This window comes from Pseudomonas sp. YQ_5 (assembly GCF_043103305.1).
Classification (GTDB): domain Bacteria; phylum Pseudomonadota; class Gammaproteobacteria; order Pseudomonadales; family Pseudomonadaceae; genus Aquipseudomonas; species Aquipseudomonas putida_Y.
The window spans coordinates 13,748-28,615 of record NZ_JBICJS010000111.1; the positions used below are offsets into that span (position 1 = coordinate 13,748).

The window sequence follows — 14,868 nt, forward strand, 5'->3', positions numbered from 1 at the left end:
GCAGCTCAGGACCCCCCAATGCCTCGACTCGATCGGCGCAGGCACCTGCCATCACGCCTACGCCTTGCCCCGCTTTCGCCACTGCTGGGTGCCTTTGTGACCTTGGCACCCGCCACCTCCACGCTTGCCGAAACCTCACCTGTCACGTTCCAGGCAGGCTTCATGCGCCAGCCCCCCGGCCAGGCGACGGATGCCGGGGCAGTGGCGCTGCAGAGCCTGGCTGCACATACGCCGCTACCAGCAGGGCGCTATCGCGTTGCCCTGCTGGTAAACCTTGCCCCCATCGAAGAGCGGGAGCTGGAGTTCCATGCCGCTGCCAATGGTAGTGGCCTGCAACCCTGCCTGACCGGCGACGTGTTGCGTGCCCTGGACCTGCGCGAGCAAGCGCTTGAGACAGCCCTGCCCGAGGATGATAGCTGTGTCGACCTGGCAACCCTGATCCCGCAGGCCAGTGTCGACTTCGACCCGGCGCAGCTGCGCCTGTCGTTGTCGATCCCACAGGTTGCCCTGCGCCAGGACCGCTCGGGCAACGTGCCGCAAGAGCGCTGGGACGCGGGCATCAATGCAGCGTTCGTCAACTATCAGGTATCGGCCCAGCACAGCAGCCTGCGCGAAGGGCGCAACACCAGCAGCCAAGACCTCTACCTGAACAGTGGGATCAACCTGGGTGCCTGGCGCCTGCGCAGCCAACAGGCACTGCGCCAGGGCGATGACGGTACACGGCAATGGAGCCGCAGCGACACCTACGCCCAGCGCGACCTGCCCGGCCTGCGCGCGAACCTCACCCTGGGCGAAACCTTTACCGGCAGCGATGTGTTTCGCAGCTTTGCTTTTTCTGGCGTGCGCCTGGCCTCCGACCAGGAGATGCTCTCCGATACCCTGCAGCAATATGCTCCGGTCATCCGCGGTGTTGCACAAACTCGGGCGAAGATCGAAGTGCTGCGCAACGGCTTCCCGATCTATTCCAGCTATGTAGCCCCGGGACCGTATGCCATCGACGACCTCAGCGTCGGTGCCGGTCACGGTGAGCTGGAGGTGGTGGTGACCGAAAGCGATGGACAGGTCAGCCGCTTCATCCAGCCCTATTCATCGCTGGGGAGCCTGCTACGCGAAGGGGTGTGGCGCTATACGGGCACCGCTGGCCGCTACAACGGTGCCGAACACCTCGACAAGCCAGGGTTCTGGCAAACCACCCTGGCCCGCGGCGGCACCTGGAACAGCACGCTTTATGGCGGCCTGCTGGCCAGTGACTACTATCGCGCCTACGCACTGGGGGCGGCCCGCGACTTCGCTGACCTGGGTGCGTTGTCGCTGGACGTCACCCAGGCGAGCACCGACCTGGGTGGTTCGCTGGGGCAAGTGCAGGGGCACAGCTTTGCCCTGCGCTATGGCAAAAGTTTCCAGACCCGCACCAGCCTGCGCTTTGCCGGCTACCGCTACTCCACCGAAGGCTACCGCGACTTTGACGAAGCCGTCCTGCAACGCAATAGCGCTTCGCGGTTTGCCGGTAGCCGGCGCAGCCGCCTGGAAGCCTCGGCATACCAGACCATGGGCCAAAGCAGCTCGCTGAGCCTGACCCTGTCGCAAGAAGACTACTGGCGCAGCGACTACCAGCGTCGTCAGTTCCAGCTGCAGTACAACACACGCCTGGGTGACCTCGGGGTCAATCTCTTCGCTTCGCAATCACTGAGCGAACGCAACACCGACAGCAGGATGTTCGGGCTGAGCCTGAGCCTGCCACTGGACTTCGGCCGCCGGCAGACCACCCGTTTCGACCTGCAACGCGTCAACGGCCAGTATAGCGAGCGCGCCAGCCTGCAAGGCGGTTTGCTGGATGACCGCCTCAGTTACTATGCGGCGCTGGCCAACGACCAGAACAACCGCAAGAGCGGCAACCTATCGCTTGCCTACCAGGGCAGCAAGGCCAGTTATGGCGTAGGTTACAGCGAGGGCAGCAACTATCGCACCCTGTCGCTGAACGCCAGTGGCTCGATGCTGGCCCATGCCGACGGCATCACCTTCGGCAGCTACATGGGGGAGACCACGGCGCTTGTACACGTACCCGACGTCGCCGATCTCGGCATGCAGAATGCCACTTCGACACGGACAGATGCCGATGGATACCTGCTGGTCCCATACCTGCGCCCCTATCGGGTCAATTCACTGGTACTCGACACCGACCAACTGCCCCCCGAAGTGGTCATCGAAAATGGCAGCCAGCAAGTGGTTCCACGCCGAGGTGCAGTGGTCAAGGCCCGCTTCGACGCACGCCGGGTGGTGCGCATGGTGCTCACGCTGCAACACCCCGACGGCCGCCCACTGCCGTTCGGCGCCGACGTCAGCGATGAGCAAGGCAAGTCACTGGCCGTGGTCGGCCAGGCTGGGCAAACCCTGCTGGCAAGCACCCAGCAAGGTCCGCAACACCTGACGGTACGCTGGCAGGACGACGGTAATCAACACTGCCAGGTTGCGGTGAACCCGCAGAACCTGCCACTGCTCGATGGCTTCCGCATGCAAACGCTGCAATGCCTGCCCGTATCGGTTGACGACACCAAACCGGCATCTGCCGACGACTCACAGGAACACGCCTAATGACCCCGCCCCACACCCGCCGCCTGCGCCTGCTTGCCTTAACCCTCTGCAACCTCATGCCCTGGCTGGCGGCGACCAGCGCGCAGGCCAACTGCAGCTGGGGCGCCGGCAGCGCAACCTACATGACCTTCAAAAACCAGAAGGTCAGTTTTTCGATCCCGCGCGATGCACCCGTCGGGACGCTCATCGGCGAGGCCAGTCTATACGCTAAAAATGACCAAGGGGCGACCTTGACCTGCTTCTATAACGCTGCCACCCCAGTCACTGCCAGGCTGCCCAACAGCGCACCACCGTTCGTCGGCAGCCTGCCCCTCATGGGCAACAAGAACGTGGATGGCATGGTGATGCAGACCAACATCAAGGGCGTGGGCGTTGCCATCGATCTTGGCTTCCCCTTCAATGGCAGTGCCGACAACACCTTCACGCCCGACGCAGGCACTGGCATCCCCTACACCGGGACCATGACCAGGCCGACCTCGTTTAGCCTGCCACTGGACGCAATCCGCGGCAGGGCCAGCTTCATCAAGATTGGCGATATCGACCCTGGGCCGCAAGAGGTCGACGTGGAGGTGTTTCATGGTTTCATCCATGACTTAGGCAAAGTCATGGATTACAAGGTCCAGGCCACCATCACCCGCGCGCAGTGCTCCCTGGCAGGAAACCAGGTGAATCCCGGCCTTGTGAACATGGGGGAATACAGCATCGATGACTTCAAGGGGGTCGGCACGCCCCTAAATTCCGTTCCATTCCAGATCACCCTCAACAACTGCGTGGACAGCAGTGCCCCGGGTACCAAGCGTGCGGATATCCATCTGATGCTGGATACCAGCCAAGGCTCAGTCCCCATCGACCCCACCGAAGGCGTGTTCAGCATACTCCCGGGATCAGGGAGCGCCGACGGCGTCGGCATCCAGATACTGCACAGCGACAACACTACGCCGATGCCCCTGCAGTCCGAGCAGTTGATCAAGGAACTGGATATTGGCCAAACCGTGCTGCATTTCAATGCCCGCTACGTGCAGACCGAGGCCCGGGTGACACCTGGCGTGGCCGCTGGCGCGCTGAACTTCACCGTTCACTACCGTTGAACAGTGCAAGCCCCTGAACAAGGGGCTTTAGCACAGGGTTGTATCGGGGTGAAATCGAGACGAAAAAAAAGGGACCTGAGGTCCCTTTTTTATCTTACGTTTGGAGCGGGAAACGAGACTCGAACTCGCGACCCCGACCTTGGCAAGGTCGTGCTCTACCAACTGAGCTATTCCCGCATTGTGAAACTTTACCGCTTTCGGCGTGAAGTGCCTTGACGACCTTCACCACCACTGCACCGCATAGACGCCACAGTATTTAAACTGGAGCGGGAAACGAGACTCGAACTCGCGACCCCGACCTTGGCAAGGTCGTGCTCTACCAACTGAGCTATTCCCGCATTTGGCGTCCCCTAGGGGACTCGAACCCCTGTTACCGCCGTGAAAGGGCGGTGTCCTAGGCCACTAGACGAAGGGGACACACTACACTTTTCAGTGCACCAGAACATGAACCTCACGATTCAGCCTGGATTTTCTTTTCCTGCCCCGCCGTTAAGCAGTGCCGGAGAAACTGGAGCGGGAAACGAGACTCGAACTCGCGACCCCGACCTTGGCAAGGTCGTGCTCTACCAACTGAGCTATTCCCGCATTGGCGTCCCCTAGGGGACTCGAACCCCTGTTACCGCCGTGAAAGGGCGGTGTCCTAGGCCACTAGACGAAGGGGACACGCTGCTGGCATTACTGCCTGCTTTCACTCCCTGCTGCGTTTCGCTGTGTGCTTTACGCTGCAAGTGGCGCGCATTCTATGGATGGTTCGGGAAGGCGTCAACCCCTTTGTAGAAATTTATTTAAATCAATGACTTCCGGGTACACCCAGCGCTGTTTTGGCAAGCCTGCCGGGGTTTGGCGTTGATTTTCTGGCGTCAAGTCAGCATTAATGTGCCAGCATCCAGTCATGGCACAGTTTGCCGATAGAAAAAGAGAATGGCTGTCAGGGCCTCTCGCGAGCAAGCTCGCTCCTACACTCAATATGCAAACCTATTCATGAGGCATTAACGGTGACACCACTTCTGATCACCCTGCTCATCGTGGCGGGCATCGCGTTGCTGATCGTGATCGGCTACCTCAACAATGTGGTCGAGAATGGCAAGCTTGAGCGCGCCCGGACGAAGATCGAGCTCGCCGACCGCCTGCGTCGCTGTGGCGAAATTACCGAGACGTTCCCCGGCCAGTTCATGACCCCGGCTCTCAAATTGCTGCTGACCCGCCTGGAGCTGAACCTCAACCAGCGCCTGCTGGCGGTGGACAAGCACAATGCCGAATTCAAGGCGCGCATCGCCGAACTGGAAGGGCTGATTGCCCTGGGCGACAAGCTCCCGGTCTGCAACCCTCCTAACCCGATCCACACCGAGATCAAGGCCAAGGACGTACGTTTCTTGCTGGAGGCGCTGCACAATCAGGTGACCCGCGCAGCCCAGGAAGGCTTCTTGCCAACGACCGAGGCCAAGCACTGGGTCAAGGAGATCCGCCATATCCTGGTGTTGTTGCATATCGAGTTCTTCAACAACCTGGGCCAGCAGGCTTTGCAGAAAGGCCAGCCCGGCCAGGCGCGCCTGGCCTTCGAGCGCGGCGTGCAGTATTTGCGCAAGCAGCCGGAGCCGAAGGTGTATGAAGAGCAGCTGACGTATCTTGAGAAACTGTTGGCCCGGGCCAATGCCCAGGTAATGGACCGCATGGCACCGGCGGAGGACGAGCACAACGAATTGACTGATGGGCTCAAGACCGATGAGGAAGAGACCTGGAAGAAGAAGGTGATCTACGACTGATTGGTTAATCTGTACCGACCTCTTCGCGGGTAAACCCGCTCCTACAAGCGAAGAGGCCGGCACAGGCAACATCGATCAGCAGTCAGTCAACGCCAGAAAGATCGCCGCCAACCGCTCCAGCCCCACCTGGTCCGCTTCGCTGAACCGCCCGACCGTCGGGCTGTCCAGGTCCAGCACGCCAATCAACCTGCCGTCTTTCACCAACGGGATCACCAGCTCACTGTTGGAGGCGCTGTCACAGGCAATGTGGCCTGGGAATGCATGTACATCCTCGACCCGCTGGGTCTGCCGCGTTGCCGCCGCAGCCCCGCACACACCTTTACTGAACGGAATGCGCACACACGCCACCTGGCCCTGGAACGGGCCCAGCACCAGCTCTTCGTTGCGGTTGAGGTAGAACCCCGCCCAGTTCAGGTCGTCCACCTGGTTATACAGAAACGCCGAAAACTGCGCGGCGTTGGCGATGAAGTCACGCTCGTCGGCGAACAGCGCCTGCACTTGCGCCGCCAGCAGGTTGTAGCCGTCGAGGCCGGCGCCACTGGCATTGAGGTCGATCATTTATTTTTGCTCCAGCAATTGCAGCCCGACCCAGTAGCGGGCGAACTGATAGGCACAACGGCCATTACGGTTGCCGCGGCCGGTGGCCCAGCGCACGGCGAGGATGTCGAGTTCTTCGGTGCGCTGCCACACAAGGCCCGCAGGTTGTGCCAACTGGCCAATCCAGTGCTCCACAACGTTCAGGAAATGGTCCTGGGTGAACGGGTAGAACGACAGCCACAGGCCAAAACGGTCAGACAGGGCAATCTTGTCCTCCACTGCTTCACTGGGGTGCAGTTCGCCGTCTACACGCTTCCAGTTCTCGTTGTCGCTTTCCTTCTCGGGCACCAGGTGGCGGCGGTTGGAGGTGGCGTACAGCAGCACGTTTTCCGGGGCCTGCTCCAGCGAGCCGTCGAGCACGCTCTTGAGCACCCGGTAGTCGCCCTCTCCGGCTTCGAACGACAGGTCGTCGCAGAACAGGATGAAACGTTGCGGCAGCTTCTGCAGTTGCTCGACCACGCGCGGCAGGTCGGCCAGATGGTCGCGCTCGATTTCAATCAGGCGCAAGCCGGCGCTGGCGTGCTCGGCCAGCAAGGCACGCACCAACGACGACTTGCCGGTACCGCGCGAGCCCCACAGCAGCGCGTGGTTGGCTGGCAGGCCGTTGATGAACTGGTGGGTGTTGCGGCCCAGCTGGTCGCGCTGTTTGTCGACGCCGATCAGGTCGGTCAGGCGAATGTCCAGGCTGACGTCCAGCGGCAGCAGGTAGCCGCTGCGGCCATCACGCTGCCAGCGCGCGGCCAGGGTGGTGGTCCAGTCGATGTGCGGGCGCTGTGCCGGCAACAGGGGTTCAAGGCGCGCCAGTACCGATTCGGCGCGGTCCAGAAAAGCGATCAAGCGAGCGTCCATGACGACTCCTAACAATTTCAGTTTTTTGGGGCCGCTGCGCGCCCCTTCGCGGGCTTGCCCGCTCCCACGGGGCTTGCCTTCAGCCTGGGGCTAAGCTGTACCTGTGGGAGCGGACAAGCCCGCGAAGGGGCGCCAAGCGGCCCCCGCTTGGCGATCAACTGAAATGAACAGACAGACCCACCAGCAGCCGGGGCTATTCGGCTATGCTTGCGCAGCGCAAGGAACGGGAAACCGGCTCGGGACTCATGGATATCAAGTTCACCAATCGCCTGTCATACAAGCAAGCCCGGTTGACAGTCCTGGTCGGCTTCATCCTGGGAACATTGCTCAGTCTCATCCAGATCGGCATCGATTATGCCAGCGAAGACGCGTCCATCAACCGTGAAGTGAACGCGTTGCTGCAAATCAGCCACAACCCGGCCTCGCGCATCGCCTACAACATCGACTCGGAACTGGCGCTGGAGCTGACCCGTGGCCTGCTGCAGTCGCCGGCCGTCATCCGCGCACGGCTGATCGACAACAACGAAACGGTACTGGCCGATGTCGAGCGGCCCAAGCTGCAAGACCGCTACCGGCCACTCAGCGACTTCCTGTTCGGCGAGCAGCGGCAGTTCAAGGAACGCCTGTACCTGACCCACATGCCAGAGCAATACCTGGGCACCCTGTATCTGGACATCGACACCTTCGCCTTCGGCAGCCGCTTTCTCGACCGTGCCGGCATCACCCTGCTCAATGGTTTCGCCCGCAGCCTGGTGCTCACCGGCATCTTGCTGGCGCTGTTCTACATGATGCTGACCAAGCCGCTGGTGACGGTGATCGGCGCACTCAGCGGCCGCGACCCGCGCAAACCCCGGCAAACGCGCCTGGAATGCCCCCACGGACACGAGCATGACGAAATCGGCGTGCTGGTGAAGGTCGCCAACCAGCAGTTCGTCAGCATGGCCACCGAGATCGAACAGCGGCGCACCGCGGAAAACCGCCTGACCCAGTACCTGAACGAGCTGGAAGACATCGTGTCGGCGCGCACCAACGAGCTCAAGGCCAGCAACAGCAGCCTGAGCCTGTCCAACCAGGAGCTGGAACAAGCCCGCAGCCGAGCGCTGGACATGGCCCAGGCACGCGCCGCCTTCCTGGCCAACATGAGCCACGAAATCCGCACCCCGCTCAACGGCATGCTGGGCATGATCGCCCTGGCGCTGGACAACCCGCTGCCCAGCGAGCAACGCCAGCAACTGGCTATCGCCCATGACTCGGGCAAGGTGCTGGTAGAGCTGCTGAACGATATTCTCGACTTGTCCAAGTTCGATGCCGGCCAGCTTGAGCTGGAACGCATTGCGTTCGACATGGGCTCGATGGTGGAAGACACTGCCAACCTGCTGTCGCAGAACACCGCGCAAAGCGTGGAGCTGACCTGCCTGATCGCCAGCGACTTCCCCAGCAGCGTGCTCGGCGACCCCACGCGTGTGCGGCAGATCGTCAGCAACCTGCTGTCCAACGCGCTGAAGTTCACCCGTTTCGGCCGCGTCGATGTGCGCTTGGTGGCCATTGTCGGTGGTGTGCGTCTGGAGGTACGGGATACCGGCATCGGCATCCCTGAAGACGCCCAGGCGCGCATCTTCCAGCCTTTCACCCAGGCCGGCGCCGGCATCACCCGCCAGTACGGTGGCACCGGCCTGGGCCTGGCGCTGACGCGCAACCTGTGCAAGGCCATGCAGGGCCACCTGCACATTCGCTCCGAGCCGGGCTTTGGCAGCTGTTTTACCGCCGAGTTGCCGTTGACCGTGCATACCGAAGCCATCCCGCCGGCGCCCTTGCATGGCCGTGTGGCAGCACTGAGCGCAGCCGCCAGCGGGCTCAATGAACTGTTGCAGCACTTGCTGCCCGCCTGGGGCCTGACCTACCAGCGCCATGACAGTTGCGCCACGCTGGATGCGGCAGTGATCGACCTGTTGATCACCGACGATGTCGAGCACCTGTTCGAGCTGCGCCCGGCATTGAATACCCCGATTCTGCTGGTGACTGCCTACGGCAACTTCCTGCCCAACGAGCAGTCCCTGGCCTTGGCCCCGCTGCACCAGTTGGCCCGGCCATTGGCACGCAACGCCCTGTACCAGACCCTGCGCCGCACCTTGCAAGGCCATGAGCCCGAACACCCGCTGGCCATCCCGGCCATTACCCAGGAGCAAGGCCGTGCGAGGATCCTGCTGGTAGAGGACAATCCGGTGAACCAGCTGGTGGCCAAGGGCATGCTGGCCAAGCTCGGCTGCCAGGTGCAACTGGCCACCCAGGGCGCGGAGGCCCTTGAGCTGCTGGCGCGTGAGGAATTCGACCTGGTGCTGATGGACTGCAACATGCCGGTGATGGACGGCTACGAGGCCAGCCGGCGTATCCGCCAAAGCGGCCGCTGGCCCGCGTTGCCCATCGTCGCCCTCACCGCCAACGCCATGCCCGAAGAGCGCGAACGCTGCCGGGCGGCGGGCATGAACGACTACCTGGCCAAGCCATTCCGCCGCGAAGAGCTACTGGCCCTGGTCGACCATTGGGTGCCCTTCAGCGGCTGAGCAAACGCTCGATGTCCGCCTCCAGGGCCTGTGGCTTGGTGGTGGGGGCATAGCGCTTGACCTGGCCACTGGCCGGGTCGACCAGAAACTTGGTGAAGTTCCACTTGATCTTCTGGCTACCCAGAATGCCCGGGCCGCGCCGCTTGAGCTCAACGAACAGAGGGTGAGCGCCCGGGCCGTTGACCTCGACCTTGCGAAACAGCGGGAAAGTCACGCCGAAATTACGCTCGCAGAACTGCGCAATTTCCCGCGCATCGCCAGGTTCCTGCTTGCCGAACTGGTTGCACGGAAAGCCCAGTACCACCAGGCCACGGTCGCGGTAGGCCTGCCACAGTTGCTCCAGCCCCTTGTACTGCGGGGTAAAACCGCACTGGCTGGCGGTATTGACCACCAGCAGCACCTTGCCCGGGAAGTCGCCGAGCTTTTTGTGCTCGCCACCCAAGGTTACGCAGGGGATGTCCAGTATCGATGCAGCCATTGTCGGGCTCCGGTCAGTCGCGCGGGCGCAGGTCGATGCACACCGAGTTGATGCAGTAGCGCAGGCCGGTCGGTGGCGGGCCGTCAGGGAACACATGCCCCAGGTGCGCATCGCAACGGGCGCAGGTGACTTCGGTGCGAATCATGCCGTGGGATGTGTCGCGAATCTCGATCATCGCGCTGTCCTCGATCGGCGCGTAAAAACTTGGCCAACCACAGCCAGAGTCGAACTTGGTCTGCGCATCAAACAGCGCCAGGCCGCAGCAAATGCAATGGTAGATGCCATCGCGGCGCTCGCTGTTGTACTTGCCGCTGAATGGCCGTTCGGTGCCCTTGAGGCGGCAGACCTGGTACTGCTCGGGGTCGAGCATCGACCGCCATTCGTCCAGGGTTTTTTCGATCTTTTTCATGTAGAAACCTCGGCAGGCTGAATTTCACCCCACACCGTCTTTTCCGGGGCGCGGGGGGCACGTATATTAGTTGGCTTCGTGTGCCAGGCGTTCAGTCTGGCACCCGCTTCCTGCCCTTTCAAACCTTTCGGCGGGGCGTAGCGCGTTTTCTCAATCGGGATCCCATCATGCAGTTCAGCAAATCGAACAAGCTCGCCAATGTCTGCTACGACATTCGCGGCCCAGTGCTCAAGCACGCCAAACGCCTGGAGGAGGAAGGCCACCGCATCCTCAAGCTGAACATCGGCAACCCGGCGCCGTTTGGCTTCGAGGCGCCTGATGAAATCCTGCAGGATGTGATCCGCAACCTGCCCACCGCGCAGGGCTACAGCGACTCCAAGGGCCTGTTCAGCGCCCGCAAGGCGGTGATGCAGTACTGCCAGCAGAAGGAAATCGAAGGCGTCACCATCGAGGACATCTACCTGGGCAATGGTGTGTCCGAGCTGATCGTCATGTCGATGCAGGCGCTGCTCAACAACGGCGACGAAGTGCTGATCCCGGCCCCCGACTACCCGCTGTGGACAGCCGCCGTGAGCCTGGCCGGCGGCAAGCCGGTGCACTACCTGTGCGACGAGCAGGCCGACTGGTTCCCCGACCTTGAGGACATCAAGGCGAAGATCACCCCGAACACCAAGGCGCTGGTGATCATCAACCCGAACAACCCGACCGGCGCCGTCTACTCCAAAGAACTGCTGCTGGGCATGCTGGAACTGGCCCGCCAGCACAACCTGGTGGTGTTCTCCGACGAGATCTACGACAAGATCCTGTACGACGAAGCCGTGCACATCAGCACCGCCTCGCTGGCCCCGGACCTGCTGTGCCTGACTTTCAACGGCTTGTCCAAGTCGTACCGGGTGGCGGGCTTCCGCTCTGGCTGGCTGATCATCTCCGGGCCCAAGCACCACGCACACAGCTACATCGAAGGCATCGACATGCTGGCCAACATGCGCCTGTGCGCCAACGTGCCGGCCCAGCATGCCATCCAGACCGCGCTGGGCGGATACCAGAGCATCAACGACCTGGTGCTGCCACCGGGGCGCCTGCTGGAGCAGCGCAACCGCACTTACGAACTGCTCAACGATATCCCCGGTGTCAGCTGCGTGAAGCCGATGGGGGCGCTGTATGCGTTCCCGCGGATCGACCCGAAGGTTTGCCCGATTCTCAACGACGAGAAGTTCGCCCTTGACCTGCTGCTGTCGGAGAAACTGCTGATCGTACAGGGGACGGCGTTCAACTGGCCGTGGCCGGACCACTTCCGCGTGGTGACCTTGCCGCGGGTGGATGACCTGGAAGCGGCAATTGGCCGGATCGGCAATTTCCTGAAGGGGTATTCGCAGTAGGGTTCGATGGGGGCGCCGGGGGGGGGGCGACGAGGGGTTCGACGAAAGATTGATGGTGGGGCGTAGATCGAGCGCCGCCCGCGCGGCGCATCGCGAGCTGCGCTCGCTCCTACGTTTGTTTCGGGCCAGTTACGCCTGCGACAGGCGCGCGCGACCGCCGGGCCCGTACCACACGATATCGCGTCATGCACCAAGGCGTTCGCGCGCAAATCCCACAGGAATGATTGGCCCGAAACAAACGTAGGAGCGAGCGCAGCTCGCGATGCGCCGCGCGGGCGGCGCTCGATCTCACAGGCGCCACCCCACTTGCGGCAAACACCCAGCGCCCTTGACGCAGCCCCCAAGCCGAAGGTTTCTTACATCCTGCAACGCTCTATCCCACAGCCCCCGAGCCATCCTCTGCCATACTCCGCCGTACACAGTTTGAAATAGTCCCCCGATTGAATCGGCGCGGCAGGCCCCTTATATACCCCGCAGTAAGCGACAACTCATCCGTCAGGAGAACGTAACAACCATGATGCGCATTCTGTTGTTTGTAGCCACCAACCTCGCGGTGGTGCTGGTTGCAAGCATTACCCTGAGCCTGTTCGGTTTCAACGGGTTCATGGCCGCCAACGGGGTCGATCTGAACCTCAGCAGCCTGCTGGTGTTCTGCGCCGTGTTCGGCTTTGCCGGCTCCCTCGTCTCGCTGTTCATCTCCAAGTGGATGGCGAAGATGACCACCGGCACCCAGATCATCAGCCAGCCGCGCACCCGCCACGAGCAGTGGCTGCTGCAAACGGTCGAAGAGCTGTCCCGCGAAGCGGGCATCAAAATGCCCGAAGTGGGTATCTTTCCGGCGTACGAGGCCAACGCCTTCGCCACCGGCTGGAACCGCAACGACGCGCTGGTAGCGGTGTCTCAGGGCCTGCTGGAGCGTTTCTCGCCCGATGAAGTGCGTGCGGTACTGGCCCACGAAATCGGCCACGTTGCCAACGGCGACATGGTCACCCTGGCGCTGGTACAGGGCGTGGTGAACACCTTCGTGATGTTCTTTGCACGCATCATCGGCAACTTTGTCGACAAGGTCATCTTCAAGAACGAAGAGGGCCAAGGCATTGCCTACTATGTGGCGACCATCGTTGCCGAGCTGATCCTTGGCATCCTGGCCAGCATGATCGTGATGTGGTTCTCGCGCCGCCGCGAATTCCGCGCCGACGAAGCCGGTGCGCAACTGGCCGGTACCGCGGCAATGATCGGCGCCCTGCAACGCCTGCGGGTGGAACAAGGCCTGCCGGTGCACATGCCCGACACCATGAAGGCCTTCGGCATCAATGGCGGCCTCAAGCACGGGCTGGCCGGGTTGCTGATGAGCCACCCACCGCTGGAAGACCGCATCGAGGCCCTGCGTCAGCGCGGCTGATTCACCTGATAAAAACAAAGGGCGACTTCGGTCGCCCTTTTTTATTTCCGGCCTTACGCAGCCATCTGTGGGAGCGGGCGCGCCCGCGAACACCGGCAAAGCCGTTGCCATCTACCGCGTCGCCTGTTTCGCGGGCACGCCCGCTCCCACATGGGCCGGGTCAGCCTGCCCTACCTGCTTACCGGCTGAGCCGGTACACCCGCTCCAACAAACTCGATGCCCCGGCCTGCACAAACTTTGGACTCTCCTCAATCACCTCCACTGCCTCCAACTGCTCCACCTGCCACCCCGCAAACCCCTGCCTCAGCTCTCCATCCCCTACCGAAAACGGCGGCCCGGCCAACAACGACTGGTCATACTCCAACGTCACCACCAACCCACGGCAATTCGCCGGCAGCAAACCCGACAACAGCTGCATATACCGCGCACGCATCTGCACCGGCAGCGCAATCACCGCCGCCCGGTCATACAGCCCCACGCAGCCAGCCACATCCTCTGCCCGCAAGGCAAAGAAGTCGCCACACCACAGCTGTACATCTCCACTGCGCCAAACCTCGAATGCGCCCTGCTGCCGCACTTCGGCCTCAAGCCCGTGCTCACGGAAAAAATCCTCCACCGCCCGCCGCGACAGCTCTACACCCAATACGCGATAGCCCTGCCCAGCCAGCCAGGCCAGGTCCAGGCTCTTGCCGCACAGAGGCACCAGCACGCGGCTGCCCGGTGCCAACTGCAACAAGGGCCAGTACGTCTGCAGATAGGGGTTCACCTGCGCCTGGTGAAAGCCGATCTGATTGTCGGCCCACCGTTGTTGCCAGAACGCTGGCTCCATGATCACTCCCGATTTTTAGATGATTTGTCGGTAAAACTTGGTTTGGATTTCGATCTGTAGTTAATCGAAGATGGTTGCATCTTAACCTTCAGGACCCCGTCATGCTGCCCAGCCTGTTTATTTCCCACGGTTCCCCCATGCTTGCCCTGCAACCCGGCGCCAGCGGGCCGGCGCTATCCGGGTTGGCCAACGCGCTACCCCGGCCGAAAGCGATCGTGGTGGTGTCGGCACACTGGGAAAGCCGCGAGCTGCTGGTCACCGGCAGCGCACAGCCCGAAACCTGGCACGACTTCTACGGCTTCCCACCAGCCCTGTATGCGGTGCAGTACCCGGCGCCGGGCGAGCCCGGGCTTGCTGGCCAGGTCAGTGAGCGGTTGAAGGCTGCGGGGCTACCCGCGCGGCTGGACATGCAGCGCCCATTCGACCATGGCGCCTGGGTGCCACTGTCGCTGATGTACCCGGATGCGAGCATTCCCGTGGTGCAGGTTTCACTGCCCAGCCACATGGGGCCTGCACTGCAGCTGAAGGTGGGCCAGGCACTGGCGGGGTTGCGTGCCGAGGATGTACTGCTGATAGGTTCGGGCAGCATTACCCACAACCTGGGTGAGCTGGACTGGCATGCAGGGCCGGATGTGATTAAGCCATGGGCCCTGGCGTTCAGGGATTGGGTGGTAGACCGGCTGCAGGAGGATGACCAGGCGGCGTTGCTGGATTACCGGCAGCAGGCACCGTTTGCGCTGCGCAACCATCCCAGTGATGAGCATTTGCTGCCGCTGTTCTTTGCCCTCGGGGCCGGGAGCAAGTTCGGCGTGGTGCATCAGGGGTTTACCCTGGGCGCGCTGGGGATGGACATCTATCGGTTCGACTGAAGGGCCTCTTCGCGGGCAAGCCCGCTCCTACAGGTACTGAAATCTGTGGGGT

General features: G+C 62.3%; 12 protein-coding genes and 5 tRNA genes. 7 read left to right on the forward strand and 10 right to left on the reverse strand.

Annotated features, from left to right (window positions below; all coding sequences use genetic code 11):
- Positions 1 to 18: 18 nt before the first annotated feature.
- Entirely contained in the window at positions 19 to 2,592 is a 2,574-nt protein-coding gene (locus tag ACF8EA_RS24385) for a fimbria/pilus outer membrane usher protein (protein WP_392523539.1), read from the forward strand.
- Positions 2,592 to 3,680 (forward strand): fimbrial protein, encoded by a 1,089-nt coding sequence (locus ACF8EA_RS24390; protein ID WP_392523541.1) that lies wholly within the window; start codon positions 2,592 to 2,594, stop codon positions 3,678 to 3,680. The genes ACF8EA_RS24385 and ACF8EA_RS24390 overlap by 1 nt, the downstream gene beginning before the upstream one ends.
- Before the next feature lie 101 nt (positions 3,681 to 3,781).
- Here the strand turns inward: ACF8EA_RS24390 and ACF8EA_RS24395 are convergent.
- The 5 genes from ACF8EA_RS24395 to ACF8EA_RS24415 all read right to left on the reverse strand — a co-directional run bounded on the left by ACF8EA_RS24395 (position 3,782) and on the right by ACF8EA_RS24415 (position 4,343).
- A tRNA-Gly gene (locus ACF8EA_RS24395) sits at positions 3,782 to 3,857 on the reverse strand.
- An 85-nt stretch (positions 3,858 to 3,942) separates the two neighbouring features.
- Positions 3,943 to 4,018: transfer RNA gene (locus ACF8EA_RS24400), tRNA-Gly, on the reverse strand.
- 3 nt (positions 4,019 to 4,021) lie between these two features.
- Positions 4,022 to 4,097, reverse strand: a tRNA-Glu gene (locus ACF8EA_RS24405).
- 92 nt (positions 4,098 to 4,189) lie between these two features.
- A tRNA-Gly gene (locus ACF8EA_RS24410) sits at positions 4,190 to 4,265 on the reverse strand.
- 2 nt (positions 4,266 to 4,267) lie between these two features.
- A tRNA-Glu gene (locus ACF8EA_RS24415) sits at positions 4,268 to 4,343 on the reverse strand.
- A 332-nt stretch (positions 4,344 to 4,675) separates the two neighbouring features.
- Here ACF8EA_RS24415 and ACF8EA_RS24420 point away from each other — a divergent pair.
- A complete protein-coding gene (locus tag ACF8EA_RS24420; RefSeq protein WP_021784794.1) occupies positions 4,676 to 5,443 on the forward strand; it encodes a hypothetical protein in 768 nt (255 codons plus the stop codon).
- Positions 5,444 to 5,518: 75 nt separating this feature from the next.
- Here ACF8EA_RS24420 and ACF8EA_RS24425 read toward each other — a convergent pair whose 3' ends face one another.
- Both ACF8EA_RS24425 and ACF8EA_RS24430 read right to left on the reverse strand, forming a co-directional pair.
- Positions 5,519 to 6,001 (reverse strand): GAF domain-containing protein, encoded by a 483-nt coding sequence (locus tag ACF8EA_RS24425; RefSeq protein ID WP_003247105.1) that lies wholly within the window; start codon positions 5,999 to 6,001, stop codon positions 5,519 to 5,521.
- Positions 6,002 to 6,889, reverse strand: coding sequence for an ATP-binding protein (locus tag ACF8EA_RS24430; RefSeq protein WP_392523543.1), 888 nt, complete (start codon positions 6,887 to 6,889; stop codon positions 6,002 to 6,004).
- Between the two features lie 203 nt (positions 6,890 to 7,092).
- On the opposite strand from ACF8EA_RS24430, the gene ACF8EA_RS24435 reads away from it, so the two are divergent.
- Positions 7,093 to 9,450, forward strand: coding sequence for an ATP-binding protein (locus ACF8EA_RS24435; RefSeq protein WP_392523545.1), 2,358 nt, complete (start codon positions 7,093 to 7,095; stop codon positions 9,448 to 9,450).
- Here ACF8EA_RS24435 and ACF8EA_RS24440 read toward each other — a convergent pair.
- Together ACF8EA_RS24440 and msrB are read right to left on the reverse strand one after the other, a co-directional pair.
- Complete coding sequence (locus ACF8EA_RS24440) at positions 9,440 to 9,928, reverse strand: glutathione peroxidase (RefSeq protein WP_103443893.1); 489 nt, start codon at positions 9,926 to 9,928, stop codon at positions 9,440 to 9,442. The genes ACF8EA_RS24435 and ACF8EA_RS24440 overlap by 11 nt on opposite strands.
- Positions 9,929 to 9,941: 13 nt before the next feature.
- Positions 9,942 to 10,337, reverse strand: coding sequence for a peptide-methionine (R)-S-oxide reductase MsrB (msrB, locus tag ACF8EA_RS24445; protein WP_016715103.1), 396 nt, complete (start codon positions 10,335 to 10,337; stop codon positions 9,942 to 9,944).
- Positions 10,338 to 10,504: 167 nt separating this feature from the next.
- On the opposite strand from msrB, the gene ACF8EA_RS24450 reads away from it, so the two are divergent.
- A complete protein-coding gene (locus tag ACF8EA_RS24450) occupies positions 10,505 to 11,716 on the forward strand; it encodes a pyridoxal phosphate-dependent aminotransferase (RefSeq protein ID WP_003247100.1) in 1,212 nt (403 codons plus the stop codon).
- Positions 11,717 to 12,230: 514 nt separating this feature from the next.
- Positions 12,231 to 13,118: a protease HtpX gene (htpX, locus tag ACF8EA_RS24455; RefSeq protein WP_010952899.1), complete on the forward strand. Its 888-nt coding sequence runs from the start codon at positions 12,231 to 12,233 to the stop codon at positions 13,116 to 13,118.
- Between the two features lie 178 nt (positions 13,119 to 13,296).
- On the opposite strand, the gene ACF8EA_RS24460 is transcribed toward htpX, so the two are convergent.
- On the reverse strand, positions 13,297 to 13,947 hold the full coding sequence (locus ACF8EA_RS24460) for a thiopurine S-methyltransferase (RefSeq protein ID WP_103462850.1): 651 nt from the start codon (positions 13,945 to 13,947) through the stop codon (positions 13,297 to 13,299).
- Between the two features lie 101 nt (positions 13,948 to 14,048).
- On the opposite strand from ACF8EA_RS24460, the gene ACF8EA_RS24465 reads away from it, so the two are divergent.
- Positions 14,049 to 14,816 carry a class III extradiol ring-cleavage dioxygenase gene (locus ACF8EA_RS24465; protein WP_103462851.1) on the forward strand — a complete coding sequence of 256 codons (768 nt, stop codon included), beginning with the start codon at positions 14,049 to 14,051 and terminating at the stop codon, positions 14,814 to 14,816.
- The last annotated feature ends 52 nt before the right edge of the window (positions 14,817 to 14,868 follow it).

Bases quoted from the DNA above. Each gene is read 5' to 3' on its own strand.
- ACF8EA_RS24450 (WP_003247100.1), top strand. From the start codon at position 10,505: ATGCAGTTCAGCAAATCGAACAAGCTCGCCAATGTCTGCTACGACATT.
- htpX (WP_010952899.1), top strand. From the start codon at position 12,231: ATGATGCGCATTCTGTTGTTTGTAGCCACCAACCTCGCGGTGGTGCTG.
- ACF8EA_RS24435 (WP_392523545.1), top strand. From the start codon at position 7,093: ATGCTTGCGCAGCGCAAGGAACGGGAAACCGGCTCGGGACTCATGGAT.
- ACF8EA_RS24385 (WP_392523539.1), top strand. From the start codon at position 19: ATGCCTCGACTCGATCGGCGCAGGCACCTGCCATCACGCCTACGCCTT.
- ACF8EA_RS24440 (WP_103443893.1), bottom strand. From the start codon at position 9,928: ATGGCTGCATCGATACTGGACATCCCCTGCGTAACCTTGGGTGGCGAG.
- ACF8EA_RS24390 (WP_392523541.1), top strand. From the start codon at position 2,592: ATGACCCCGCCCCACACCCGCCGCCTGCGCCTGCTTGCCTTAACCCTC.
- ACF8EA_RS24430 (WP_392523543.1), bottom strand. From the start codon at position 6,889: ATGGACGCTCGCTTGATCGCTTTTCTGGACCGCGCCGAATCGGTACTG.
- ACF8EA_RS24460 (WP_103462850.1), bottom strand. From the start codon at position 13,947: ATGGAGCCAGCGTTCTGGCAACAACGGTGGGCCGACAATCAGATCGGC.
- ACF8EA_RS24425 (WP_003247105.1), bottom strand. From the start codon at position 6,001: ATGATCGACCTCAATGCCAGTGGCGCCGGCCTCGACGGCTACAACCTG.
- msrB (WP_016715103.1), bottom strand. From the start codon at position 10,337: ATGAAAAAGATCGAAAAAACCCTGGACGAATGGCGGTCGATGCTCGAC.
- ACF8EA_RS24465 (WP_103462851.1), top strand. From the start codon at position 14,049: ATGCTGCCCAGCCTGTTTATTTCCCACGGTTCCCCCATGCTTGCCCTG.